The organism is Mesorhizobium sp. M0772, assembly GCF_040320135.1.
Classification (GTDB): Bacteria; Pseudomonadota; Alphaproteobacteria; order Rhizobiales; family Rhizobiaceae; genus Mesorhizobium.
In genome coordinates this window covers 12,557-36,995 of sequence record NZ_JAMYPB010000007.1, presented here as the reverse complement: position 1 = coordinate 36,995, position 24,439 = coordinate 12,557, and the positions used below count along the sequence as shown (strand labels likewise).

General features: G+C 64.4%; 23 protein-coding genes. 14 read left to right on the top strand and 9 right to left on the bottom strand.

The features are described from left to right. Positions 1–233 precede the first annotated feature (233 nt). Positions 234–2,822, top strand: a complete 2,589-nt coding sequence (locus NKI06_RS06600; protein ID WP_352984571.1) for an ATP-binding protein — start codon at positions 234–236, stop codon at positions 2,820–2,822. 215 nt (positions 2,823–3,037) lie between these two features. Here NKI06_RS06600 and secA read toward each other — a convergent pair whose 3' ends face one another. Further along, positions 3,038–5,770 carry a preprotein translocase subunit SecA gene (gene secA, locus NKI06_RS06595; protein ID WP_023672992.1) on the bottom strand — a complete coding sequence of 911 codons (2,733 nt, stop codon included), beginning with the start codon at positions 5,768–5,770 and terminating at the stop codon, positions 3,038–3,040. 244 nt (positions 5,771–6,014) lie between these two features. On the opposite strand from secA, the gene NKI06_RS06590 reads away from it, so the two are divergent. Then, on the top strand, positions 6,015–6,935 hold the full coding sequence (locus tag NKI06_RS06590; protein WP_023686683.1) for a peptidylprolyl isomerase: 921 nt from the start codon (positions 6,015–6,017) through the stop codon (positions 6,933–6,935). A gap of 46 nt (positions 6,936–6,981) precedes the next feature. Here NKI06_RS06590 and NKI06_RS06585 read toward each other — a convergent pair whose 3' ends face one another. Further along, positions 6,982–7,569 (bottom strand): TetR/AcrR family transcriptional regulator, encoded by a 588-nt coding sequence (locus NKI06_RS06585; RefSeq protein ID WP_352984660.1) that lies wholly within the window; start codon positions 7,567–7,569, stop codon positions 6,982–6,984. A gap of 139 nt (positions 7,570–7,708) precedes the next feature. Beyond that, entirely contained in the window at positions 7,709–8,992 is a 1,284-nt protein-coding gene (locus NKI06_RS06580) for a caspase family protein (protein WP_352984569.1), read from the bottom strand. A 115-nt stretch (positions 8,993–9,107) separates the two neighbouring features. Between NKI06_RS06580 and argJ the strand changes: the two genes are divergently transcribed. The 5 genes from argJ (at position 9,108) to NKI06_RS06555 (ending at position 12,257) form a co-directional block, all read left to right on the top strand. After that, the gene (argJ, locus tag NKI06_RS06575) at positions 9,108–10,349 is read left to right on the top strand and encodes a bifunctional glutamate N-acetyltransferase/amino-acid acetyltransferase ArgJ (protein ID WP_352537044.1); all 1,242 of its coding nucleotides are present in this window, start codon (positions 9,108–9,110) and stop codon (positions 10,347–10,349) included. A 29-nt stretch (positions 10,350–10,378) separates the two neighbouring features. After that, a complete protein-coding gene (locus NKI06_RS06570; RefSeq protein ID WP_023713717.1) occupies positions 10,379–11,128 on the top strand; it encodes a GNAT family N-acetyltransferase in 750 nt (249 codons plus the stop codon). Beyond that, positions 11,125–11,541: an 8-oxo-dGTP diphosphatase MutT gene (mutT, locus tag NKI06_RS06565; protein ID WP_352984567.1), complete on the top strand. Its 417-nt coding sequence runs from the start codon at positions 11,125–11,127 to the stop codon at positions 11,539–11,541. Before NKI06_RS06570 ends, mutT begins: the two co-directional genes overlap by 4 nt. 97 nt (positions 11,542–11,638) lie before the next feature. Next, entirely contained in the window at positions 11,639–11,947 is a 309-nt protein-coding gene (locus NKI06_RS06560; RefSeq protein WP_023818501.1) for a hypothetical protein, read from the top strand. Positions 11,948–12,074: 127 nt separating this feature from the next. Then, positions 12,075–12,257 (top strand): Flp family type IVb pilin, encoded by a 183-nt coding sequence (locus NKI06_RS06555; RefSeq protein WP_023818502.1) that lies wholly within the window; start codon positions 12,075–12,077, stop codon positions 12,255–12,257. Between the two features lie 12 nt (positions 12,258–12,269). On the opposite strand, the gene NKI06_RS06550 is transcribed toward NKI06_RS06555, so the two are convergent. Beyond that, a complete protein-coding gene (locus tag NKI06_RS06550; protein ID WP_352984565.1) occupies positions 12,270–13,142 on the bottom strand; it encodes a methyltransferase domain-containing protein in 873 nt (290 codons plus the stop codon). Positions 13,143–13,214: 72 nt separating this feature from the next. On the opposite strand from NKI06_RS06550, the gene NKI06_RS06545 reads away from it, so the two are divergent. From NKI06_RS06545 to NKI06_RS06530, 4 genes are all read left to right on the top strand, one after another. Beyond that, positions 13,215–14,000, top strand: coding sequence for a ComF family protein (locus NKI06_RS06545; protein WP_502900578.1), 786 nt, complete (start codon positions 13,215–13,217; stop codon positions 13,998–14,000). Between the two features lie 22 nt (positions 14,001–14,022). Then, positions 14,023–14,304 carry a glutaredoxin 3 gene (gene grxC / locus NKI06_RS06540; RefSeq protein WP_023672982.1) on the top strand — a complete coding sequence of 94 codons (282 nt, stop codon included), beginning with the start codon at positions 14,023–14,025 and terminating at the stop codon, positions 14,302–14,304. Between the two features lie 86 nt (positions 14,305–14,390). Further along, on the top strand, positions 14,391–15,257 hold the full coding sequence (locus NKI06_RS06535; protein ID WP_352984563.1) for a carbon-nitrogen hydrolase family protein: 867 nt from the start codon (positions 14,391–14,393) through the stop codon (positions 15,255–15,257). Further along, positions 15,254–15,679: a DUF1178 family protein gene (locus tag NKI06_RS06530; protein WP_023672980.1), complete on the top strand. Its 426-nt coding sequence runs from the start codon at positions 15,254–15,256 to the stop codon at positions 15,677–15,679. The genes NKI06_RS06535 and NKI06_RS06530 overlap by 4 nt, the downstream gene beginning before the upstream one ends. A 4-nt stretch (positions 15,680–15,683) precedes the next feature. Here the strand turns inward: NKI06_RS06530 and NKI06_RS06525 are convergent, their stop codons facing one another. After that, a complete protein-coding gene (locus tag NKI06_RS06525; RefSeq protein WP_352984562.1) occupies positions 15,684–16,169 on the bottom strand; it encodes a MarR family winged helix-turn-helix transcriptional regulator in 486 nt (161 codons plus the stop codon). 101 nt (positions 16,170–16,270) lie between these two features. Here NKI06_RS06525 and NKI06_RS06520 point away from each other — a divergent pair, with 101 nt between their 5' ends. Further along, a complete protein-coding gene (locus NKI06_RS06520) occupies positions 16,271–17,161 on the top strand; it encodes a DMT family transporter (protein ID WP_023693996.1) in 891 nt (296 codons plus the stop codon). Positions 17,162–17,248: 87 nt separating this feature from the next. On the opposite strand, the gene NKI06_RS06515 is transcribed toward NKI06_RS06520, so the two are convergent. The 4 genes from NKI06_RS06515 to NKI06_RS06500 form a co-directional block, all read right to left on the bottom strand. Beyond that, positions 17,249–17,581, bottom strand: a complete 333-nt coding sequence (locus NKI06_RS06515) for an MmcQ/YjbR family DNA-binding protein (protein ID WP_023693995.1) — start codon at positions 17,579–17,581, stop codon at positions 17,249–17,251. Positions 17,582–17,606: 25 nt separating this feature from the next. Then, positions 17,607–18,356: a bifunctional 2-polyprenyl-6-hydroxyphenol methylase/3-demethylubiquinol 3-O-methyltransferase UbiG gene (gene ubiG / locus NKI06_RS06510; protein ID WP_023672976.1), complete on the bottom strand. Its 750-nt coding sequence runs from the start codon at positions 18,354–18,356 to the stop codon at positions 17,607–17,609. Positions 18,357–18,441: 85 nt separating this feature from the next. Continuing rightward, positions 18,442–18,741 (bottom strand): antibiotic biosynthesis monooxygenase family protein, encoded by a 300-nt coding sequence (locus NKI06_RS06505; RefSeq protein WP_050592920.1) that lies wholly within the window; start codon positions 18,739–18,741, stop codon positions 18,442–18,444. Continuing rightward, entirely contained in the window at positions 18,738–20,579 is a 1,842-nt protein-coding gene (locus tag NKI06_RS06500) for a CHASE3 domain-containing protein (RefSeq protein WP_502900577.1), read from the bottom strand. Before NKI06_RS06500 ends, NKI06_RS06505 begins: the two co-directional genes overlap by 4 nt. A 245-nt stretch (positions 20,580–20,824) precedes the next feature. Here NKI06_RS06500 and NKI06_RS06495 point away from each other — a divergent pair, with 245 nt between their 5' ends. Both NKI06_RS06495 and ptsP read left to right on the top strand, forming a co-directional pair. Then, on the top strand, positions 20,825–22,078 hold the full coding sequence (locus NKI06_RS06495) for an aspartate kinase (RefSeq protein ID WP_023672973.1): 1,254 nt from the start codon (positions 20,825–20,827) through the stop codon (positions 22,076–22,078). A gap of 83 nt (positions 22,079–22,161) precedes the next feature. Continuing rightward, positions 22,162–24,432 carry a phosphoenolpyruvate--protein phosphotransferase gene (gene ptsP / locus NKI06_RS06490; protein WP_023672972.1) on the top strand — a complete coding sequence of 757 codons (2,271 nt, stop codon included), beginning with the start codon at positions 22,162–22,164 and terminating at the stop codon, positions 24,430–24,432. The last annotated feature ends 7 nt before the right edge of the window (positions 24,433–24,439 follow it).

The following is a 24,439-nucleotide window of genomic DNA, read 5'->3' as shown; positions in this document are numbered from 1 at the left end:
TTTTCCATTGGTTCACGCTCGATCGGAGCGCTGCTGGACGTTGACCACGCCGGCCCGGCCCGCGCATCGGAACGATTCCCCATATTTGGCGGGACGATTCCCTATATTGGCGTCGTTCTTTGTGGAAAGAGGCACGGCAATGTGTGCAAAGTCACATTGCGGCGCTTTCTTCACGGGCTAATCGTGAGCGGCCCGCCATGGTGGGAAAACTCCGATCCTGTGAGACGATGACAATGATGCTTCTGGAACGGCAGATGCAGCTGCAGCAGTTGGAGAGCCTGCTTGGCGATGCAATACGCGGCCATGGCCGCATCGCCGTGCTGGCCGGGGAGGCCGGCGCCGGCAAGACGGCGCTTGTTGAGGCATTCGCGGCCCGTGTCGGGCAAAGCGCGGCAATGTTGCGCAGCGCTTGCGAGGACCTGTCGATCCCAGATCCGCTGGGGCCGCTCTACGATCTGGCCCGTGAGGCGCAATGGGCGCTGCCGCGCGCAATCGACGCCCGGCATGGGCAGAGACTGCCGCTGTTTTCCGATGCGCTCGACGCCTTTGCGGCCAAGGGACCGAGCCTGCTGGTGATCGAAGACCTGCACTGGGCCGACGATGCGACGCTCGATTTCGTGCGCTTCCTCGGCCGGCGTATCGTCAACACCCACATCCTGCTGTTGCTCACGGCGCGCACCGACCGCAGCGAAGGACAGATGCGCGTGCGCCGCGCCCTTGGCGAAATCCCGACCGGCAGCGTGGCGCGCATGGACGTGCCGCTGCTCAGCGAGGCGGCCGTGCTGTCGCTCGCCGATGCGGCCGGACGCGACGGCGACGCCATCTACCGGGCGACCGCCGGCAATGCCTTCTTCGTCACCGAATTGCTGTCGGCGGAAAACGAAACGGCGCTGCCGGCAAGCGTGCGCGACGCCGTGTTGGCGCGGGCTGAACGGCTGTCGCCAGGCGCCCGCGCAATGCTCGACGCGGTGTCGGTGTTTCCGCGCCGCGCCGACGTCTGGGCTCTGCAGGGCCTGTGCGGCGTCGCCAGCGCCGGCCAGCTGGCCGAGTGTGTCGCCAACGGCCTGCTCGACGATCTGGGCGACGGCTACGCCTTCCGGCACGACATCGCGCGGCGCGCCATCGAGATGATGCTGACGACGTCGCACAGGCGGCAATTCAACCAGCGTGCGCTGGCGGCACTGCTCGAAAATGGCGACGTCTCCACAGGCCGCCTGGTGCATCATGCGGTCGAGGCGCATAATCTGGCGGCGGTGCGCGAACTTGCGCCAATCGCCGCGCGCGAGGCGTCGCGCGTCGGCGCCCATCGCGATGCCGCCGGCTATTACGAGATCGCCCTGCAGCAGGCCGACAGCCTGCCGGTGATCGAGCGCGCCGCGCTCTACGAAAGTCATGCCTTCGAGTGCCATCTCATCGGCAAGATCGATGATGCGCTTGCAGCGCAGGGACAGGCGCGCCGGTTGCATCAGGCAGACGGCAACAGGCTGAAGGAGGGCGACAGCCTGAGATGGCTCTCCCGGCTGAGCGAAATGGGCGATGACCGCGAGGCGGCGGCCGCCTTCGGCGCCGAGGCTGTGGCTATGTTGGAAGCGGCTCCCGCCGGTCCCGAACTCGCCATGGCCTATTCGAACCTTTCGCATCTGGCGATGCTTTCGGAGAGGGTGGAGGACACGCTGTTCTATGGCGAGAAGGCAGCGGCGCTGGCTGCGCGCATGAACCGTCCCGACATCGCCTCGCATGCTCTCAACAATGTCGGCTGCGTCGAGCAGTGGCTCAATCCGGATGCCGGACGCCTGCGCCTCGACCAAAGCCTTGAGATTGCGCTCCAAGGCAATTTCCAGGAACATGCCGCGCGCGCCTTCACCAACCGCGCCTGTTTCGAGATCACCCAGATGAGCTACGACGTGGCGCGTCCGGTGCTGGAGAGCGGCATCCACTATTGCACCGAAAACGACCTCGGCACCTGGCGCGACTATCTCAGGGGCATGCTGGCCGATGTGCAACTGCGTCAGGGCCAATGGGATGAGGCCGCCGCGACGGCAAGCGATGTCATCGACAATGAGCGGACAACCACCGTGGGCCGGTTTCCGGCGCTGCTGGCACTGGCGAAACTGCGCCTGAGGCGCGGCGATCCCTCGGCCGAGCCGCTGTTCGCCGAAATGGCGCGCCTGGTCGGAAGCGGCGGCGACCTGCAGATGCTGAGCTCCTATGCGGCCTTGATAGCGGAGCAGGCATGGCTGGGCCTGGCCGACAGGCAAGAGGCGCTGGCGCTGATCACCCGCGCCGAAACGCCGGTGCGCTCGCGTGCCCATGTCGGGGAGCTGGCGCTGTGGCGAACATTGCTCTCTCCCGATATGCCGGCCGGCGACACCGCCGACATGGCGACACCATACCGGCTGCTTCTAACCGGCGACTGGCGTTCGGCTTCTGCACTCTGGGCCGAATTGAATGCGCCATACGAGCGCGGACTGGCGCTCATCCTCGGCGACGACGAGGGGCAGCGGCTGGCATTGGATATTTTCGACGGCCTGGGGGCAAGGCCGGCAGCCCAGCGCCTGCGCGATATCATGCGCAAGAACGGCGTTGGCGGCATCGCCCGCGGCCCGCGCCGCTCGACGCGCGCCAACCTCGCCGGCCTCACCTTGCGCCAGATGCAGGTGCTGCAGCTGATCGAACGCGGCCTCTCCAACAAGCGGATCGCCGAGCAATTGACGATTTCGCCAAAGACGGTCGATCACCATGTCTCGGCGGTGCTGGGCAAGCTGGATGCGGTGTCGCGCGGCGAGGCGACGGCGGCGGCGCGCGATTCGGGGTTGTTGTGAGGTTTTGACGAGGGTTGGACCGAGAGGTCGCGATCCTTCGCGCCCCCTCGGTCCTGCCGGACATCTCCCCCTCAAGGGGGGAGATTGGCTGTCACTGTGGCTTTCGCCAATTGTCGAAATTGAAAGAAGTTACGGCGCCGAAGCTGCTGATCTCCCCCCTTGAGGGGGAGATGGCCGGCAGGCCAGAGGGGGGTGCTGTCCCGCCGACCTAATGATCAAGCAAACGCGCCATGGCAGTGCTTGTATTTCTTGCCTGAGCCGCAGGGGCAGGCTTCGTTGCGGCCGATCTTGCCCCAGGTCGCCTGGTTGTTCGGATCGCGGTCTTCAGGAGCGACAATGGCGTTGCTCTCCTGGCGGACCAGAAGTGCGGTCTCGCCACCCTCAAAATCGTCCTCGCCCGTGGTGCCGTCAATGTGGCTGCCGAACATTTCAGGCGCTTCGGGCGGCGGCGCTTCGGCGGCCTGGCGGACCAGTTCGACGCGCATCAATTGCGCGGTGACGGCCTGGCGCAGATTGCCGAGCAGCGCCTGGAACAGCTCGAACGCCTCGCTCTTGTATTCCTGCAGCGGATCGCGCTGGGCGTAGCCGCGGAAGCCGACGACCGAACGCAGATGGTCGAGGTTGACGATGTGCTCGCGCCACAGATGATCGAGCGTCTGCAGCACCACCGAGCGTTCGACATAGCTCATCACGTCGGGGCCGAAGCGCTCGGCGCGCTCCTTGGCGGCGGCGTCGGCGGCCTTGGTCAGGCGCTCGCGGATGTCGTCCTCGGCAATGCCTTCTTCCTTGACCCAGTCCTCGACCGGCAGGTCGAGATTGAGGAATTCGGCGACCTCGGCCTTGAGGCCGGCGACGTTCCACTGCTCGGCATAGGCGTTTTCGGGGATGTTCTTGGTGACGATCTCCTCGATGACGCCTTCGCGCATCTCGGCGATCGTCTCGGACAGGCCTTCGCCGTCCATCAATTCGATGCGCTGCTCGAACACCACCTTGCGCTGGTCGTTCGAGACGTCGTCGTATTTCAACAGGTTCTTGCGGATGTCGAAGTTGCGCGCTTCGACCTTCTTCTGCGCCTTTTCCAGCGCCTTGTTGATCCACGGATGGATGATGGCCTCGTCTTCCTTGAGGCCAAGCTTCTGCAGCATGCCGTCCATGCGCTCGGAGCCGAAGATGCGCATCAGATCGTCCTGCAGCGACAGGAAGAATTTCGAACGGCCGGGGTCGCCCTGGCGGCCGGAGCGGCCGCGGAGCTGGTTGTCGATGCGGCGCGATTCATGGCGCTCGGTGGCGAGCACGTAGAGGCCGCCGGCGGCTAGCGCCTTTTCCTTCAGGCGCTCGACATCGGCAATGATTTCCTTTTCGCGCGCCTCTCGCTCGGGACCAGCAGGCATGTCGCCCAGTTCGTCCTCGATGCGCATCTCGGCGTTGCCGCCGAGCTTGATGTCGGTGCCGCGTCCCGCCATGTTGGTGGCGATGGTGATGGCGCCGGGTTTGCCGGCCTGGGCGACGATGGCGGCCTCGCGCTCGTGGTGGCGGGCGTTCAACACCTCGAAATCCTTGAACCCTTCCTTGCGCAGGCGCTCGGCCAGCTGCTCGGATTTTTCAATGGAGGTGGTGCCGACCAGCGTCGGCTGGCCCTTGGCGCGCGCTTCCTTGATCTCCTTGACGATCGCCTTGTACTTCTCCTCGACCGTCCGGTAGACCTCGTCGTCCTCGTCCTTGCGGATGACCGGCAGATTGGTCGGGATCTCGGTGACTTCGAGGCCGTAAATGTTGCCGAACTCCTCGGCCTCGGTCAGCGCCGTGCCGGTCATGCCGGACAGTTTCTTGTAGAGACGGAAATAGTTCTGGAAGGTGACGGATGCCAGCGTCTGGTTTTCCGGCTGGATCGCCACATGCTCCTTGGCTTCGAGCGCCTGGTGCAGGCCTTCCGAATAGCGGCGGCCCGGCATCATGCGGCCGGTGAATTCGTCGATGATGACGATCTCGTCGTTGCGGACGATGTAGTCCTTGTCCTTCTGGAACAGCCGGTGCGCCTTCAGCGCGTTGTTGACGTGGTGGACGATGGCGACGTTCTCGACGTCATAGAGCGACTCGCCCTTGAGCAGGCCGGCCGCGCGCAGCAGGTTTTCCAGCTTCTCGGTGCCTTCCTCGGTGAAGATCGAGGTCTTCTGCTTCTCGTCGATCTCGTAGTCGGCTGGGCCGAGCTGCAGCATGAAGGCATCGATGGTGTTGTACATTTCCGAACGGTCCTCGAGCGGACCGGAAATGATCAGCGGCGTGCGCGCCTCGTCGACCAGGATGGAATCGACTTCGTCGACGATCGCGTAATTGTGGCCGCGCTGCACCATCTGCGCGCGCTCATACTTCATGTTGTCGCGCAAATAGTCGAAGCCGAGCTCGTTGTTGGTGGCATAGGTAACATCGGACGCGTAGGCGACGCGGCGTTCCTCGTCGGACAGGCCATGGACGATGACGCCGACCGAGAGGCCGAGGAATTTGTAGACGCGGCCCATCCATTCGGAGTCGCGGGTGGCAAGGTAGTCGTTGACGGTGACGACATGGACGCCCTTGCCGGCAAGCGCGTTGAGATAAACGGGCAGGGTGGCGACCAGGGTCTTGCCCTCGCCGGTACGCATTTCGGCGATGCCGCCATTGTGCAGCACCATGCCGCCGATCAGCTGCACGTCGAACGGGCGCATGCCGAGCACGCGGCGGGATGCCTCGCGGACGGTGGCGAAGGCCGGCACCAGCAGGTCATCGAGCGTGGCGCCGTTGGCGATATCCTGGCGGAATTTTTCCGTGCGGGCCTGAAGCTCGGCGTCGGACAGCGCCCGCATCTCGTTTTCCATGGCGTTGATCGCCTCGACACGCGGCCGGGTCGATTTTACGCGACGATCGTTGGAGGAACCGAAAACCTTACGGGCGAGACCGCCGAGACTGACCATCCGATGGTCCTTTCGATAGAATTCTCAATTTTGAGATGAGCGCCGGCCGGCCCCATCAATTCCGCGTGAAACGCGGACAAACACAAAAAGCGCCCGGAAAACGGTTCTGGACGCAAAGTCGTTGGACAGATAAGAGGGGGCTCAACTGATGTCAACGCCGCGTTAGCCCTATGGGCAGCGCCAAATTCCGCCACAATCCGGCTGATCTGCAAGCCCTACCAATCCCCCCTTGGAGTTAATCTTGATGTCCTTACTGTTTCGCCGTGCGTCGCTCGCCAGCCTTGGCTTGGCTTTCGGCCTGTCGGCCCTGTCGCTGTCTCCGCTGATGGCCCAGGAAGCCGCTCCCGCCCCGGCCGATGCCGCAGCAGCGCCGGCGGCAGCCCCCGTCGATCCGAACGCCGTTATCGCTACCGTCAATGGCCAGAAGCTGACCGAGGCGGACCTTGGGCTTGCCGAGGGCGAGCTGTCGCAGCAGTTCTCGCAGTTGCCACCCGAGCAGCGCCGCGCCGCCGCCCTTTCGGCGGCCATCGAAATCCGCGTCATGGCCGCCCAGGCGGTCGCTACTGGGCTCGACAAGGATCCCGAATTCCAGCGCCGCATGGCGTTCCTGCAGCAGCGCGCGCTGCATGGCGAGATGGTCGAGAAGGGCGTCGTCGACAAGGTTACCGATGCCGAGGTGCGCGCCCGCTACGATCAGGAAATCGCCAGCACGCCGCCGGTCAATGAGATTCATGCCCGTCACATCCTCGTGAAGACGAAGGAAGAGGCCGAGGCGATTATCAAGCAGCTCGATGGCGGTGCCGACTTCCAGAAGCTCGCCAACGAGCATACCAGCGATCCCTCGGGCAAGACCAATGGCGGTGATCTCGGCTGGTTCGGCCCGGGGCAGATGGTGCCGGAATTCGACAAGGCGGCAGTTGCGCTCGAAATCGGCAAATACACCAAGGAGCCGGTGCAAACGCAATTCGGCTGGCATGTCATCAAGCTCGAGGACAAGCGCACCAAACAGCCGCCGGCCTTCGACGACGTCAAGGACCAGGCCAAGCAGGCGGTGATCCGCGACAAGTATTTCGCACTGGTCAAGCAGCTGCGCGGCGCCGCCAAGGTCGAAATCCCCGACGCCAATCTGAAGAAGGCCGTCGACACGATGGAAGCCGGCAAGTAAGGCCGGCACCGAAAAAACACGCAAAGGGCGCCGTTCGGCGCCCTTTTCAATTGCGGGAGATGCCTGACATCACATAGCGGGCAGTGGCACGGATTGTCGCCTCATCTTCGTCCAGCCGGTTGGTCAAAAGGTGTTTCCAGGCATAGGAAGCGATGAGGTCGGCGACCAGCGCTGCGTCGATGTCGGCCGCAACCTCGCCGCGCGCCTTGGCGCGCTCGATGATCCGAGCGGTGTGGGACACGCGCCCATCGGCATAGCCAGTCAGGGCCGCGGCCGCCGCTTCGTCCGACTGGGCCTCGGCGATCAGCGAGCGGAATACGCTGCCCGAGGATGTGTCGCGCCAATGCGCGAAGAGGTTCCTCAGGAAACCGACGAGGTCGTCTTCGAGACTGCCGGTATCGGGGACGTCGACACGCTTTTGCCGCTTGTAGACCTCTAACAGCAGGGCCGCCTTGCTCGGCCACCAGCGATAGATCGTGGGTTTGCCGGCGCGCGCCCGCCGCGCCACGGCCTCTATGGAGAAGCCGGCATAGCCGGCCTCGACCAGCACCGCCTCCGCGGCCTCGAGAATGGCCTCGGCGCTGTCTGGGTTGCGCCGCGCCCCGATCGATCTGCGCGCCGGATCCTCGCCCATGTCTGTCCTCGCCAACAATCTCGCCGGCAATCCTGGCCAACAATCTCGCCGGCAATATAGGTGAGCTGGCAGGCAAACGAAACGGCCCGTTTCCAGCGCTTGTAGAAGCAGGCCTCACGTTCGCCCTGCGCGGGGATTTTCAGTTCATCGCTTGCGAGGTTTCCGAGGCGATCCGCCACTGGCCGTCGCTCTTCACCAGCCCAAGCGTGACTCGTGCCTTGCCGGTCATGCGCGCCGCCGATTTGTCTTTCGACATATAGTCGTAGCTCATCGCGAACACGGCTTCGGCGCGGTTCTCGCCCTGCCGCGTCACATTGAGGCTGCCGGGCTCGAGACTGAACGACCAGGATGCAAATTGCGCGAACCAGTCCGTCTTGAGCTTGACGACGGCGTCGCTGTCATAGCGCGTGCCGAAGATGGTGGCGGAAGGCGCATAGAGCCGCTTGACGGTCTCGCCGATGGCCGCGGCATCGGGCGCAAGATAGTCGTCGCGCAGGAATTTCTCGATTGCGGTCTTGTCGTCGCCTACAGACCGTTCGAGTGCCGCAACCTTTGTTTCGGGCGCCGGGGGGACGGCGGGCTTCGGCTGTGCGACCGTTTCGCCGCCGGGCACAAACTCAAACCGTTCGAGCAGCGAACCCTGTTCCCATGGGCGCTGTCCCTCGCGGGTTTCGGAGACCACGTCGCGGCGCACCGCGATCATCATGTCGTTGATGCTCTGGCCGGGCTCGGCCATGTGCCGCAGCAGGGCGGCGGCGAACGGCGAATTGCGTCCGGTGCCGTCCATGGCGACAGCGCCTGGCGCCGTCGAGAAGGCGATGAAGGAGCCGCGCGTCGAATCGAACTGCGCCAGACCGGCAAGCGCCGTTGCCGAGCGCGTGGCGGCGGTGCGGCTCAGGCTGCGGGCAAAGGGATTGTTGCGGCAGGCGTCGAGGAAAACCAGGCTGACCTTGGTCTGCTGCTCCATGATGTCGAGGACTTCGTCGATCGGCACGGCTTCGAGCTGCAGCTTGACCGGCATGTCGAGCCGGGCGTCGACCGGCACGATGTAGTTGCGCCCTTCCACCTGCAGGCCGTGGCCGGCGTAATAGAAAAGCCCGACGCCCGCACCTTCGAGCGCATCGGAAAATTCGCCGATCTTGCGCTCGAGTTCGCGCTTGCCGAGATCGTTGCCCTCGATGACGTCGAAGCCGATCGAGCGCAGCTTGCCGGCAATATCGAGGGCATCGTTGACCGGATTGGTGAGCGTGCCGGCTTCGGCATAGGTGCCATTGCCGATGACCAGCGCCACGCGCCGTTCCGGCTGCGCATCGGCGCTCAGGAGCAAAAGCCCCATAAACGCCACCGCCAAGATCACCAGCCTGCCCATGGCCGATATCATAACGCCAGAGGCCCCGGTGACGCCAACGGATTTGAAATGCAAGCTTAATCCCTGGTGGCTTGCCGACAGCGGCGGCCAAGAAAACGCCCTTGCGCCGGGCCGTGGTATCGGGCAAACCGGCCTTCGCCTAGCGTTTTTCCGTCGCCCGAGGTCTCCAATGTCCGCAACGATTTCGCCGCTCGCGCCGAAGAAATATCCCAAAATGCCTGCCATTGAGGGCGTGCGCATCGCCACCGCAGAGGCCGGGATCAAGTACAAGAACCGTACCGACCTCTTGGCCATGGTCTTCGATGCCGGCACAGCGGTTGCCGGCGTGTTCACGAAGTCGAAATGCCCCTCGGCGCCGGTCGACTTCTGCCGCGAGAACCTTGGCGCCGGCAAGGCGCGGGTGCTGGTCGTCAATTCCGGCAACGCCAACGCCTTCACCGGCAAGAAGGGCCGCGCCTCCACCCAACTGACCGGCGAGGCCGCGGCCAAGGCCGCAGGTTGCACGCCAGGCGAAGTGTTCCTCGCTTCTACCGGGGTAATCGGCGAGCCGCTCGACACCACCAAATTCAGCCATTTGCTCGCCGGACTGGTCAAGGACGGCAAGCCGGATCTGTGGGCCGAGGCGGCAAAGGCCATCATGACCACCGACACCTATCCGAAAGTGGCGACAGCGACGGTCAAGCTCGGCGACACCGACGTCATCATCAATGGCATCTCCAAGGGCGCCGGCATGATCGCGCCCGATATGGCGACTATGCTGTCCTTCATCGCCACCGATGCGCCGATCGCCGCCCCCGTGCTGCAGGACTTGTTGTCGCGCGGCACGGCCAAGACCTTCAACGCCGTCACCGTCGACAGCGACACCTCGACCAGCGACACGCTGCTGTTGTTCGCCACCGGAGCCGCTGCCAAGCGCGGCGCGCCCGCCATCAGCGATCCCAAGGATGCGCGTCTCGGCGCGTTCCGCCGGGCGCTGGGCAAGGTGCTCAAATCGCTGGCGCTGCAAGTGGTGCGCGACGGCGAGGGCGCCCGCAAGCAGGTCGAAGTCACCGTTACCGGCGCCAAATCGGCGCGCTCGGCCAAGCGCATCGCGCTGTCCATCGCCAATTCGCCGCTGGTCAAGACGGCGGTTGCCGGCGAGGACGCCAATTGGGGCCGCGTCGTCATGGCCGTCGGCAAGGCCGGCGAGCCGGCCGATCGCGACCGGCTGTCGATCTGGTTCGGCGACAACCGTCTGGCGCATGAGGGCGAACGCGACCCAGGCTACTCCGAGGAAGCGACCTCGGCCTATATGAAGCGCGACGACATCCGCATCCGCGCCGATATCGGTATCGGCCGCGGCAAGGCGACGGTGTGGACCTGCGACCTCACCAAGGAATATGTCGCCATCAATGGCGATTACCGGAGCTGATGGAGTTGGCTTCCAGGCATCCGGCAAGCATGCTCGCCATCGTGCGCCGCTACGAGGCGGCGGGTTTTCGCGCCTGGCCGGCTGCGGCCGTCCATTATGACGGCACCTGGGTGGTGCGGCTGACGGCCGGTCATCCGGCCAAACGGCTGAACTCGGTCAACCCGCTCGATCCCGGCGACACCCAGCACATTGCCGAGCGCATCGGCCGCGCCAGCCGGCGCTTCGACGCCTATGGCAGGCCGCTGACCTTCCGCATCTCGCCGCTGTCGGGGCCGGACCTGGCCAAGCATCTCGACAATGAGGGCTGGAGCACATTCGACGAATCCCTGGTGATGCGGCTGCCGCTGGCGGACGCGCAACTGGCGCCGGCCATGGACCAGATTCCGCTGAAGGATATCAGCCGCTTTCTCGGCGCGTCGCTCAAGGTCAGCGGCTCGGATGCATCGCTGCGGCCGGGTCTTTCGGAAATCATCGGCGCCATCCAACCCGAGGTCGGACTGTTTGCGCTGGAGGAAGGGGCCGACCCGCTGGCGGTGCTGATCTGCGTCCATGACGGCGATCTTGCCGGCCTGTTCGAGATCGCCACCGCCAAGTCGGCGCGCAATCAGGGCCATGGCCGCAACCTGATCCTGTCGGCGCTGAAATGGGCGAGGCTGCGTGGCGCTCGCGAAGCCTGGCTGCAGGTCGAGGCCGGCAATGCGCCGGCGCTGGCGCTCTATCGCTCGCTGGGCTTCGACGAAGTCTATCGCTACCACTATCGCCGGCCGCCGGGCGCATGAGCGAGATCACCGGCAAACGCCTGCTGCTGGTCGCCGCGTGCGCGCTGGTCGATACCGATGGGCGGGTGCTTCTGGCGCAGCGACCCGAGGGCAAACAGCTTGCCGGCCTGTGGGAATTTCCCGGCGGTAAGCTAGAGCCAGGCGAGACGCCGGAACAATGCCTGATCCGCGAACTGCAGGAAGAAATCGGCATCGAGACCGACATTCCTTGCCTGGCGCCGCTCACCTTCGCCAGCCATTCCTATGATGATTTCCATCTCCTCATGCCGCTCTTCGTCTGCCGCCGCTTTCGCGGCATCGCGCAGCCGAGGGAAGGGCAGGCGTTGAAATGGGTGCGGCCAAAGCAGATGCGCGACTATCCGATGCCGCCGGCCGACGCGCCGCTGATCCAGTTCCTCATCGACCTGTTGTGATACAAAGCCATTTCGCGGTCTGATCTAGCCAGCGTTAATGGAAGATTTATCTCGTCGTGAAAAATTGCGGCAAAGCGGGTTCGCGGGGAGCGATTGCATGAGCCTCGACAGGGAATGGGACTCGATCCGGCCGGATCGCAGCTTTCGCGCCGCCGGCGTCGGCATATTGCGCGTCACGCTGTTGTTCGGCTCGGCCGCAGTGGCGCTGGCGCTGATTGCGGTCCCCGTGCTGGACAACCAGACGCGATCATCCAGCCGCGATGCTCTTGCAGGCGGTCTCGACCCGATGAGCACGGGTTCGATCGGCTCGCGGGCCACCTATACGCTGCGCAGAAGCGTGCTGCAGCCCTCACCGAGCTCAGTCTGCATCATCCGCGCCGACGGCCAACGCAGCGGCGACTGCTGACCAACAAGGTCGACACCAGCTTGAGAACTTCCTCAACGCAGGCCCATTTCACAGCCTGTTAAGCTTGTGCCGTTAACCTTTCTTAACAGGTCGGCGATATGGTCGGGGATGAGAGGGATCGACCATCATGAAGCCATTGCTGCGCCGATTTTTGCAGGACGAAACAGGCGCCACGGCCGTTGAATATGGCCTGATCGTCGCCGTGCTGTCGCTTGCCATCGTCGGCGGCATCGGCAAGGTCACCACCGCGATCCAGTTTTTGTTCAGTGATACCAACAGCAAGCTTGCCAATGCCTTCGCCGAGCACTGATCCGGAGCGTCGTCACCGCCCGCCGGGATCTTCCAGTATTGTCTTCAGCGAGACCTTCGCCGAGCCCGGTTTCAAGGGCTTTTGCTGCGATGCATCGGGCGCCCAGCCCGACATCCAGACGATGGAAAAGCTTGCCCTGATGCGGCCATCAGCGTCCGAAAAGCGTTCGGCATAGAGTTCGGCGGCACGGGTAAAAAGCTTTCGCGCTCCCGGTCGCCGGCTGCGATCGGTCAGCGCGCTGGTTTCGCCCATCGCCCTGAGATCGGCCGTGAGGTCGAAAAGAGTATCGTAACGCGCCGTCACAGTTTCGACGTCGGCCACCGGCAGCGCCAGTCCGGCGCGCTGCAGCAATGCGCCGGCATCGCGAACATCCGTGAAGGGGATGACGCGCGGGCTGGCGCCGCCATAGAGCTCGGTCTCGGCGGCGAGCAGGCTTTCGCGCAATTCGGAAAGCGTGCCGGCGCCGGCAAAGGCGCCGAGGAAAAGCCCGTCGGGCCGCAGAGCGCGGCGGATCTGCACCAGCATGCCGGGAATGTCGTTCATCGCCTGCAACGACAGAAGTGAAACGACGAGGTCGAGGCTTTCCGGCTGGAACGGCACTGTTTCCAGCGGTGCTATCAGCCCTGGCCGGCCGTCCAGAAACGCTGGATCTGCCTCGACGCGCACGATCTCCGCTGCCTTGCCGCTTGCAGCGACCACGTCCGTTGCGTCCGGCGTCTGGCAAAACAGCACCGCGGCCTTGCCGAATTTCCGCTCGACCGCGCCGAGCCGGTCGGCAAGGTCTTCCGCCGCCCGCCGCATCAGAAAATCCGCGCCGGCTACGGGGTGGGCCAGCGCCCTGCGCTTGCGCACCAGCCAAAGTTCAGTATCGATGATCGGCTGCAACGGTAGACATCCCTGTTTGTCTGTCTAGTGATATCCTGGCGCGGACGACAAAACCACGTGGCCGATCCGGTGATGGAGATCAAGAGCCTCGCTCAAATCATGTTGAAACTGGCCATGTTGGACTGGCCGGCGCGGATGCTGTTCCCGCCGGTCTGTGCCGGCTGTCGCAGGCACGTCTCGCAACCCGGCGTTTTGTGCGGTGCCTGCTGGCCGAAGCTGAGGCTGCTGGAGCGGCCATGGTGCGCGGTGATGGGCACGCCATTCACCCACGATATGGGCGAGGGGTTCCTGTCGGCCGAGGCGATCGCCGATCCGCCGCCGTTCGAGCGGGCGCGGGCGGCCGTGGCCTATTCCGGTGTCGCCCGCCAGATGGTGCAAGGGCTGAAATACCAGGACCGCACCGATCTGGCGCCATGGATGGCGCGCTGGATGCTGCGCGCCGGCGCTGAGCTAATTGCAGACGCCGATGTCGTCGTACCGGTGCCGCTGCACTGGCGGCGCTTCTTTCGCCGGCAGTTCAACCAGTCGGCGGAGTTGGGAAGGGCGGTTGCGCAGCTTAGCGGGCTGCCTTTCTCGCCCTCGGCGGTCCGGCGCGTCAAGCTCACGCGCCAGCAGGTCGGGCTGGAGCGGCAGGAGCGCGAGGCCAATGTCCGCGCCGCCTTCCGTGTGCCTGCGGAAGCCGAAATCGAGATCACTGGGCGCCGCGTGCTTCTGGTCGACGATGTCTACACCACCGGCGCCACCGTGCGCTCGGTCGCCAGGGCGCTGAAGAAGGGCGGCGCCGGAGCGGTCGATGTGCTGACCTTCGCGCGTGTCCTGCCGGGGGACTTTCGGGCCGACGAGTCCGCGACTATATAAGGTCGAGGAAAGGCACGGACCGATGCTCGATGTGACGATTTACACCCGTATGATGTGCGGCTATTGCGCGGCGGCCAAGCGGCTGCTCGACCGCAAGGGCGTCGCCTACACCGAGCATGATGCTTCGTTTTCGCCGGAATTGCGCCAGGAAATGATTTCGCGGGCGCATGGCCGCTCGACCTTTCCGCAGATTTTCATCGGCGACACGCATGTCGGCGGCTCCGACGACCTCCACGAATTGGAGGCGCGGGGCCAGCTGGACAGGCTGCTTGCCAACGGCTCGACGACAAAGAGCGGTTCGTAGGGTCGCTCTATGTCTTTGTTTTTATGCAATTTCGGACGGAAAACCGGTACACACTTTTCCTGGAATTGCTCAAAGAGGACGTGACGATGGGTGTTTTCAAGGCGGCGGCGATCCAGATGCGTTCGGGCGAGAGCCCCGAGCGCAACGCGGTCGATCTCGAACGGCTGGTTCGCGAAGCGGCAGGCCTCGGTGCAACCTACATCCAGACCCCGGAAATGACCGGTGCGCTGATCCGCGACAAGGAAGCCAGGGCTGCTTCCTTCACCTTGGAAGACAAGGACATCGTCGTGGCGGCCGCGCGCAAGCTCGCCAGCGAACTCGGCGTCTTCCTGCATATTGGCTCTACCGCCATCCTGCGCACCGACGGCAAGCTCGCCAACCGGGCGCTGCTGTTTGGGCCGGACGGCGCCACCCTTGCCACCTACGACAAGATCCACATGTTCGATGTCGACCTCGACAATGGCGAGAGCTGGCGCGAATCCGCCGCCTATGAGCCGGGCACCGAGGCCGTCGTCACCGAGATCGACGGCGCCAGGCTGGGCTTTGCCGTCTGCTACGATCTACGCTTTCCGCAGCTGTTCCGCGCCGAGGCGATGGCCGGCGCCGACCTCTTGTCGGTGCCTGCCGCCTTCACCCGCCAGACCGGCGAGGCGCACTGGCATGTGCTGCTGCGAGCCCGTGCCATCGAGAACGGCGCCTATGTGGTTGCTGCAGCACAAGGTGGCCTGCATGAGGATGGCCGCGAAACCTATGGCCATTCGCTGATCGTCGACCCATGGGGTCGAATTCTCGCCGAGGCCGACCATGACGATCCGGAGGTGATCATCGCCGAGATCGACACGGCGCAGTCGTCGGCCGCGCGTAAGAAAATCCCCAATCTCAAGAACGCGCGTGATTTTGCCGTCAATGCCGGCGCAGTGGAAGCGCCGCGGCTCAGGGGCGCGGCTTCGTGATCCGCTTTGCCTTGATCTGCGAGCACGAGCACGAATTCGAGGGCTGGTTTCGCAGCAATGACGATTTCGACACGCAGAAGAAGCGCGGCTTCGTCGATTGCCCGAGCTGCGGCTCGCACAAGGTGCAAAAGGCGCTGATGGCGCCAGCCGTCTCCACCGCGCGGAAGCAGGAAACAATTGCGCTGGCCATGGGCGAAACCCAGAAGCAGGCTTTGGCGCAACTGAAGGCGATGGCCGAGAAGGTGCGCGAGAATGCCGACTATGTCGGCGACAAGTTTGCCGAAGAAGCGCGCAAGATCCATTTCGGCGAGAGCGATGCGCGCGGCATCTATGGCGAGGCGACGTTGGACGAAGCCAAGAGCTTGGCCGAGGATGGCATCGATTTCATGCCGATCCCGAGTTTTCCCGAGGAGCGCAATTGAGCGATCAGCTGGCGCTATCGATCAATTTGCCAAGCAACTGAGCCAGTGCCCCCCGCTCCGTGCCGGTGAGCCCGGAGAGGATTTCATGCTCGTTGGCGACGTGGGCGGTCAGGGCTTCGTCGATCAAGGCCAGACCTTTTTCGGTCAGTTGCACGACAATGCCACGCCGGTCGTTGGGGTGCGGGCCGCGCAGGATCAGTCCGGCCTTCTCAAGCCGGTCGAGCCGGTTGGTCATGGCCCCAGAGGTCACCATCGTCGCCTCATATAGAGCGGTCGGTGTCAGCGCGTAGGGCTGGCCGGAGCGGCGCAGCGTCGCCAGCACATCGAATTCGCCGGCCTGCAGTCCGAAACGGGCAAACAGCGGGGCGAGGCGCTCGCGGGCGATTAGCGACGAGGCTTCGTTCAGCCGCCCAAGCACCAGCATTGGCGACACCTCCAGGTCCGGCCGTTCCCGCTTCCATTGCTCCACCGCCTTTGCCGCGCGATCCATCTGTCTCACCGCTAAGTATCTTGACGTTAAGAATCTTTGTGGTATGCTACCTCAAGATACAGTTTCGACCCAGTGCCGCAAGTGAGTGACGGGACCATCCGATGAAATTTCTCTGGGAATCGGCGCTTGGCCTGCTGGTCGTCACCGGCGGCCTGCTCGGCCTGACCCTGCCGTTCGGCAAGCTGGCGACGGCTGCCGGCGTTCCGGCCATGGTCTGGGCCTTCGTCATCTCGTTCGGCGCCGGGGGCGTGCTGCTGTGCGCGTTGCTCGCGAACGGCGAGCGCATGCGGCTCACCTCGCACAGACTGCGCTATTTCTTCATCACCGCCGCCGTGTCCTACGCCGTGCCCAATCTGCTGATGTTTTCGGCTATCCCGCATCTCGGCGCCGGCTATACCGGCATCATGTTCACGCTGTCGCCGGTCATCACACTGGTGTTTTCGATCCTGCTCGGCGTTCGACGGCCAAATACGCTCGGCAGTATCGGTATCGCCGTCGGCTTCATCGGCGCCGTCATGGTGGCGGTGACGCGCGGCGAGGCCGGCCAGCCGGCCGATGTCTACTGGGTGCTGGTCGGACTTTTGATCCCGGTCAGCCTTGCCGCCGGCAATATCTATCGCACCGTCGACTGGCCCGAAGGCACCGGTCCGATCGAACTGGCCGTCGGCAGCCACCTGGCCTCGGCGACGCTGCTGCTGATCGGCATTCTCGCGCTGTTCGGCGTCGGCGCTTTCGCCCCGCTCAGGGCCGTGCCGCTGGTTGTCGTGGCGCAAGTCGCTTCGGCCTCGGCGATGTTTGCCTTCTTCTTCCGGCTGCAGGCCGTGGGCGGTCCGGTCTATCTCAGCCAGATCGGCTATGTGGCGGCGGCCGTCGGCCTGTTTGCCGGAACCATCTTCCTCGGCGAGCACTACCAGTTGCTGACCTGGGCCGGCGCGGTGATCATCACCATCGGCGTGATCATCACCACCAAGGCGCAGAGCCAGAAGGCATAGGGTCTTTGGTTTACGCAATTCCCTAGGCAAAGCGCTATGCGCTTTTCCCGGGAAAATCGCTTCACACGTTGCTCGAACTGCTCAAGCTTAAATTTGGCTCGCGTCGAGGCGCTTCCGTAGCGCCGGCGGGACGACGTTTCGCCAGGCCGTCCGAACGGCGCTGCGGAATGTCTGTTCGTCGCAGGCTTCGAGCATGATCGACGTCCATCCCTTTTGGCCCCAGCCGCCTGTCACGGGCCTGAAAACCGATGGCTCAGCCGCGGCCATCATCTCTTGCTGGTCGCGGTCGAGCTTGACGACAGCACGGTCGGCTTCGGGCAGCGAGACGAAGATACGGTTGCGGACGCGGAAGTCAGCCTTGCCGAAATGCGATTGCTCGACCGTTTCGGGAAGATCGAGCGCCAGCTCTCGGGCCCTCATAGTGTCCACGGCCGCCCCCTTTCGTTCAGACCGATCGTTTTTCCGCCAGCACCATATAGTTGACGTCCATGTCCTTGGAGCGTGCCCAGCGGTCGGCGAGAGGATTGTAGGTCACGCCGGTGCGGTCGATGATGGTCATGGCGGCGCTGCCGAGGGCCTTTTCAAGCTCTTCGGGCCGCACCAGCTTGCCGAACTGGTGGGTGCCGCGCGGCAGCCAGCGCAGCACATATTCGGCGCCGATGATGGCCAGGCCCAGTGCCTTCAGCGTGCGGTTGATGGTGGCGACGAACATGATGCCGCCGGGCTTGACCATCTCGCCGCACTTGCCGATGAACAGGTCGACATCGGCAACATGCTCGACGACTTCCATGTTGAGGACGACGTCGAATTTCTCGCCGGAATCGGCCAAATCCTCAGCGGTCGTAGCGCGATAATCCACCGTCACGCCGCCTTCGGCCGCGTGCAGCTTCGCCACCTCGATGTTGGTTGCCGAGGCGTCGGCGCCGACCACTTCGGCGCCAAGCCTTGCCATCGGCTCGCACAACAACCCACCGCCGCAGCCGATATCGAGGAAACGCAGGCCTTCGAACGGCCGCGCCGCCCGCGGATCGCGGCCGAAGCGCGCCGCCACCTGGTCCCGGATATAGGCAAGCCGGACCGGGTTGAATTTGTGCAGCGGACGGAATTTGCCGTTCGGGTTCCACCATTCGGCGGCAAGCGCGGAAAAGCGTTCCACTTCTCCGGCATCGATTGTCGATCGTCGGGCCTCTGGCATGGGGCGGGTCTCCTCGGACGCTAGGAAGTCGGGTGCCGGGGCAAGAAAGTCAAGGCCGGTTTTATGCGACTGCTGGCAAGTCGACCTAGGGCCTCGAGATCACAATCGCCGCATGTCCCATCTCAACACTCGCGGGATCGATGGCCCGCATCGCTTCGCAATCGCCGATCTCGGCGATGATGCGGCCGGCGGCGGCGAGAGCCTGCTCGCGACTTCGCCAGCGCACCACATCGACCCATCCGCCATCGTCCCGCCGCGCCAGGCAGCGGTTTACGAAACCAGGTTGCCGCGCCAGCCAGTCGGCGACCAGGTTGTTGGCGGCGGCAAAGCCCGCTTCCGCTCCAGGTTTGAGGCGAAAGGTGACGATTTCCAGGGCCTCGGTCATCTTGCGTCCAGCACGTCGCGCAATTTCGCCGCCAGCTGCTCGATGGTGAAGGGCTTGGCCAGGAAATGCACGTGATGGTCGAGCACGCCATTGTGGACGACGGCGTTCCTGGTGAAGCCGGTGGTGAAGATCACCTTCAGCTTCGGCATGCGCGCCAGCGCCTCCTCGGCGAGCTTGCGGCCATTCATCACCGGCATGACGATATCGGTGAACATGAGCGCCACACCAGGGTTGTCGCTCAGCTTTTCCAGCGCTTCCTGGCCGCTTGCGGCATGAATGACGGTGTAGCCGAGTTCGCGCATGGCATCCGTGGTGGAAGCCCGCACGCGTGGATCGTCCTCCACGACAAGGATGGTTTCGGTGACCGGCACGGCAGGATTTCCGGCTCGTTCCGAAGATATGGCGGCCTCTTCCGGGCCGAAGAAGCGCGGCAGGTAGATCCTGATCGTGGTGCCTTGGCCGGGTTCCGAGTAGATCTTGACGTGCCCGCCGGACTGTTTGACGAAGCCGAACACTTGGCTCAGCCCGAGGCCGGTGCCCTTGTCGACCGGCTTGGTGGTGAAAAATGGCTCGAAAGCCCGCTCCATGACGTCCGCCGGCATGCCGGCGCCGGTGTCGCTGACCGCGATCATCACATACTGGCCGGCGTTGACCTCGGCATGGGTGGCGGCGTAGCTCTCGTCGAGGTGGCTGTTGGCGGTCTCGATGGTCATCTTGCCGTCCTCGCCCATGGCGTCGCGCGCATTGACCGCCAGATTGAGAATGGCATTTTCGAGCTGGCTCGGATCGGCATGGGTCTTCCACAGGCCGCCAGCCAGCACGGTTTCGATGCGGATGGTTTCGCCGAGCGCCCGCCGAAGCAGGTCCGACATGCCGGCGACCAGACGATTGGCGTCTACAACCTGAGGCGCGAGCGGCTGCTGGCGCGAGAAGGCAAGCAGCCGTGACGTCAAGTTTGCGGCCCGGGTCGCCGCATCGGTCGCCGCTTCGATGAATTTCATGATGTCGTGCTCGCCCCGCGCCAGCTTGCGCTGGGCGAGGTTCATGGCGCTGATGATCACCGCCAGCATGTTGTTGAAATCGTGGGCGATACCGCCGGTCAGCTGGCCCACAGCCTCCATCTTCTGCATCTGGCGGATCTGCGATTCGGCCTTTTCACGCGTCTGGATTTCGTTGCCGAGCTCGATGTTCTTGCGCATCAGCTCTTCCTGGGCGATCGCCACTGCGCGGAACCGGCGGCGCGAAAGGCGAACCGTGTAGGCGCCAAGCAGGAAGATCGCCAGCAGCGCCGCTATCGAGCCGATTCGCAGCCAGTTTTCGACCCGGTCGGTATGAGCGTCGCGCGCGGCGATGGCTGCACCGCCAATGCGCCGGATCGTGTCCATGCTGGCCCGGATCTGGTCCATGGCGGCCTTGCCCTGGCCGCTGCGGACCAGTTCCAGAGCTTTTGCCGCATCGCCGCGATCGTAGAGTGCAATCGTCTCAGCCAATTCGGCCTGGTTTTGTGAAAGCGCGTCCTTGACGTGGTTGATCTGCTGCACGAGTTCGTCGTCCGGCGCGGTCATGCCGTCGATGCGGGCAAGCTGGCCCGGAATGGCGTCGACCGCCTGCCGATAAGGCTGGAGGTAGGATTTCTCGCCGGTCAGGAGATAGCCGCGCTGGCTGGTCTCGGCCTCCTGAGCCATCGCAAGCAAACCGGAAAGCAATTCCTGATACTCGACCGCCTCGCGCGCGGCCTCACGATTGGCTCTCTGGGTCTCGACCAGCACGGCGCGTGTGCCGACGATCAACGCCAGCACGGCGAAGCCGATGAACAGCGGCAGCGATTGCCACCGCATGGCGCGTCGAAGGCGAACAATCATTCGATATGCCGGACCAAAAGGAGTTTCCCGCGGGCAGCATTTGGTAAGCAGCGGCGGGGCCGAACGCAATATGCCGCGATCCTGAAGCCGGCATCCGCCGCCAGCCTTGCGAAACCGTGATCATTTGGCTAAGGAGGCGCGCATTCAGCGGCCGGCTTCTGTCGAGCGCTTACTTCCCCTTTCGGTCCTGGGCCGGCTTCAGTCAAAGGCATTTCGCTTCCATGGCGCGCATCGTGATGAAATTCGGCGGAACCTCCGTCGCCGACATCGCCCGCATCCGCAATGTGGCGCGTCACGTCAAACGCGAGGTCGATGCCGGCCATGAGGTCGCTGTCGTGGTTTCGGCGATGGCGGGCAAGACCAATGAACTGGTTGGCTGGACGCGCGAAGCCTCGCCCATGCACGACGCGCGCGAGTATGACGCCGTGGTCGCCTCGGGCGAGCAGGTGACTGCCGGCCTGCTGGCGATCACACTGCAGAATATGGGCGTCCATGCCCGCTCCTGGCAGGGCTGGCAGATCCCGATCAAGACCGACAACGCGCATGGCGCGGCGCGCATCCTCGAAATTGACGGCGCGTTCCTGATCAAGCGCTTCGGCGAGGGCCAGGTGGCTGTCGTCGCCGGCTTCCAGGGCATCGGCCCGGACAACCGCATCGCCACGCTCGGCCGCGGCGGCTCCGACACAAGCGCGGTGGCCATTGCCGCGGCGGTCAAGGCCGACCGCTGCGACATCTACACCGATGTCGACGGCGTCTACACCACCGATCCGCGCATCGAGCCGAAGGCGCGGCGGCTCAACAAGATTTCGTTCGAGGAAATGCTCGAAATGGCCTCGCTCGGCGCCAAGGTCTTGCAGGTGCGCTCGGTCGAGCTTGCCATGGTGCACAGGGTGCGTACGTTCGTGCGGTCGTCCTTCGACGATCCCGATGCGCCCGGAATGGGGGATTTGCTCAATCCTCCGGGAACGCTCATTTGCGACGAGGAAGAGATCGTGGAACAGCAGGTCGTCACCGGAATTGCCTACGCCAAGGACGAAGCGCAGATTTCTCTGCGCCGCGTCGGCGACCGCCCGGGCGTTGCCGCCGGCATTTTCGGCCCGCTGGCCGAGGCCAACATCAATGTCGACATGATCGTCCAGAACATCTCAGAGGACGGCAAGTTCACCGACATGACCTTCACCGTGCCGTCCGGCGACGTGGACAAGGCGCTGGCCGTGCTGGAGCGTCTGAAGGCTTCGATCGGCTATGACGTGGTGCAGTCGGAAGCCGGCATGTCGAAGGTTTCGGTCATCGGCATCGGCATGCGCAGCCATGCCGGTGTGGCCGCCACCGCTTTCAAGGCGCTGGCCGACAAGGCGATCAACATCCGCGCCATCACTACCTCCGAGATCAAGATTTCGATACTGATCGACGGTCCCTACACGGAACTCGCGGTTCGCACTTTGCATTCCGTGTACGGTCTGGATAAGCAGTAGCGAGAGCGATTTGAGTTGTTGCGTGTGCGCCGGTGGCAGTGGAAACTGCGGCGGGCAAAATGCCCATTGGAGAAGAAGCCGCGATGCGTGATACGGCCAGTGGCCCGCGCGTTCTGCTGAAACGGCTCCGCGAGCTCATGCAGGAGCCGCTGGAGCCGCAGGAGCGGCTCGACCGGATCGTGCGCGACATCGCCTCCAACATGGTCGCCGAGGTCTGCTCGCTCTATGTGCTGCGCGCCGATTCGGTGCTCGAACTCTATGCCACCGAAGGTCTGAACCCGAACGCCGTCCATTTGGCGCAGCTGCGGCTGGGGCAGGGCCTCGTCGGCACCATTGCCGCCAGCGCGCGGCCGCTCAACCTCTCCAATGCGCAGGAACATCCGGCCTTCGCCTACCTGCCGGAGACCGGAGAAGAGATCTACAATTCCTTCCTCGGCGTGCCGGTACTAAGGGCAGGGCGCACGCTCGGCGTGCTGGTGGTGCAGAACAAGACCATGCGCCACTACCGCGACGACGAGGTCGAGGCGCTGGAAACGACCGCCATGGTGATCGCCGAGATGATCGCCACCGGCGATCTCGCGCGACTGACCCGGCCCGGCCTCGAACTCGACCTGCGCCGTCCCGTCAGCTTTACCGGCCTGTCCTTCAACGAGGGTGTCGGCCTCGGCCATGTCGTGCTGCATGAGCCACGCATCGTCGTCACCAATCTGTTCAACGAGGACAGTGAGGAAGAGGTGCGCCGGCTGGAGACGTCGCTCGGTTCGCTCAGGCTTTCCATCGACGACATGCTGGAGCGGCGCGATGTCGCCTTCGAGGGAGAACATCGCGAGGTGCTCGAGGCGTATCGCATGTTTGCCAACGACCGCGGCTGGGTGCGCCGGCTGGAAGAGGCGATCCGCAACGGCCTGACGGCGGAAGCGGCGGTGGAAAAGGTGCAGAGCGACATGCGCGCCCGCATGCTGCACATGACCGATCCTTATTTGCGCGAGAGGATGAGCGACTTCGACGATCTCGCCAACCGGCTGCTGCGCCAGCTGATGGGGCGCGGGCCTGACGACGTCGCGGCGTCACTGCCGAAGGATGCCATCCTGGTCGCGCGCTCGATGGGCGCGGCCGAACTGCTTGATTATCCCAGGGACAAGCTGCGCGGCGTGGTGCTGGAAGACGGCGCTGCCACCAGCCATGTCGTCATCGTAGCGCGCGCCATGGGCATTCCGGTCGCCGGCCAGATGAAGGGCGCCGTTTCCATGGCGGAAAACGGCGATGCCATCATCGTCGACGGCGAGGAAGGCACCATCCATCTGCGGCCGCAGCCCGACCTCGAAGCTGCCTATGCCGAAAAAGTGCGCTTCCGGGCGCGCCGGCAGGAAGTCTACCGGGAACTGCGCAAGAAGCCGTCGGTGACCAAGGACGGCGTCCAGGTCGACCTGCTGATGAATGCGGGCCTGGCCGTCGACCTGCCGCAGCTGGCCGAGGCGGGTGCGGCCGGCATCGGCCTGTTCCGCACCGAATTGCAGTTCATGGTCGCCTCGACCTTCCCGCGCGCCGAGGCGCAGGAGCGGCTCTACCGCGACGTGCTGGACGCGGCGCGTGGCAAGCCGGTCACCTTCCGCACCATCGACATCGGCGGCGACAAGGTGCTGCCCTACTTCAAGGGCGCTGTCCAGGAAGAAAACCCTGCGCTCGGCTGGCGCGCGATCCGGCTGACGCTCGACCGGCCGGGTCTGCTCAGGACCCAGATCCGCGCTCTGCTGAAGGCCTGCGGCGGGCGCGAACTGAAGCTGATGCTGCCGATGGTGACCGAGCTCGGCGAAATCGCCCAGGCGCGCGAGATCATCGACCGCGAAGTGCGGCATCTCTCCCGCTTTGCCCACCATCTGCCGACCAGCCTCAAGGTGGGCGCCATGCTGGAAGTGCCGTCGCTGCTGTTCCAGCTCGACGAGTTGATGAAGGCGGTCGATTTCGTCTCGGTCGGCTCCAACGACCTGTTCCAGTTCGTCATGGCGGTCGATCGGGGGAACACGCAGCTCTCCGACCGCTTCGACACGCTGTCGACGCCGTTCCTGCGGGTTCTGAAGCAGATCGCCGACGCCGGGGTTCGCAACCACACGCCGGTGACGCTGTGCGGCGAGCTTGCCGGAAAACCCATTTCCGCCATGGCGCTGATCGGCCTCGGCTACCGCTCGATCTCGATGTCTCCAGCCTCGATCGGCCCGGTAAAGGCGATGCTGACCGAACTGCCATTGGAGGAATTGGAGGCTTTCTTTGCCGACAATCTGATGGCGCCGGCTCAAGGGCTGCCGATGCGGGCGCTGCTGCAGGCCTTTGCCGACGACCGCTCCATCCCGCTATAGCATTAGC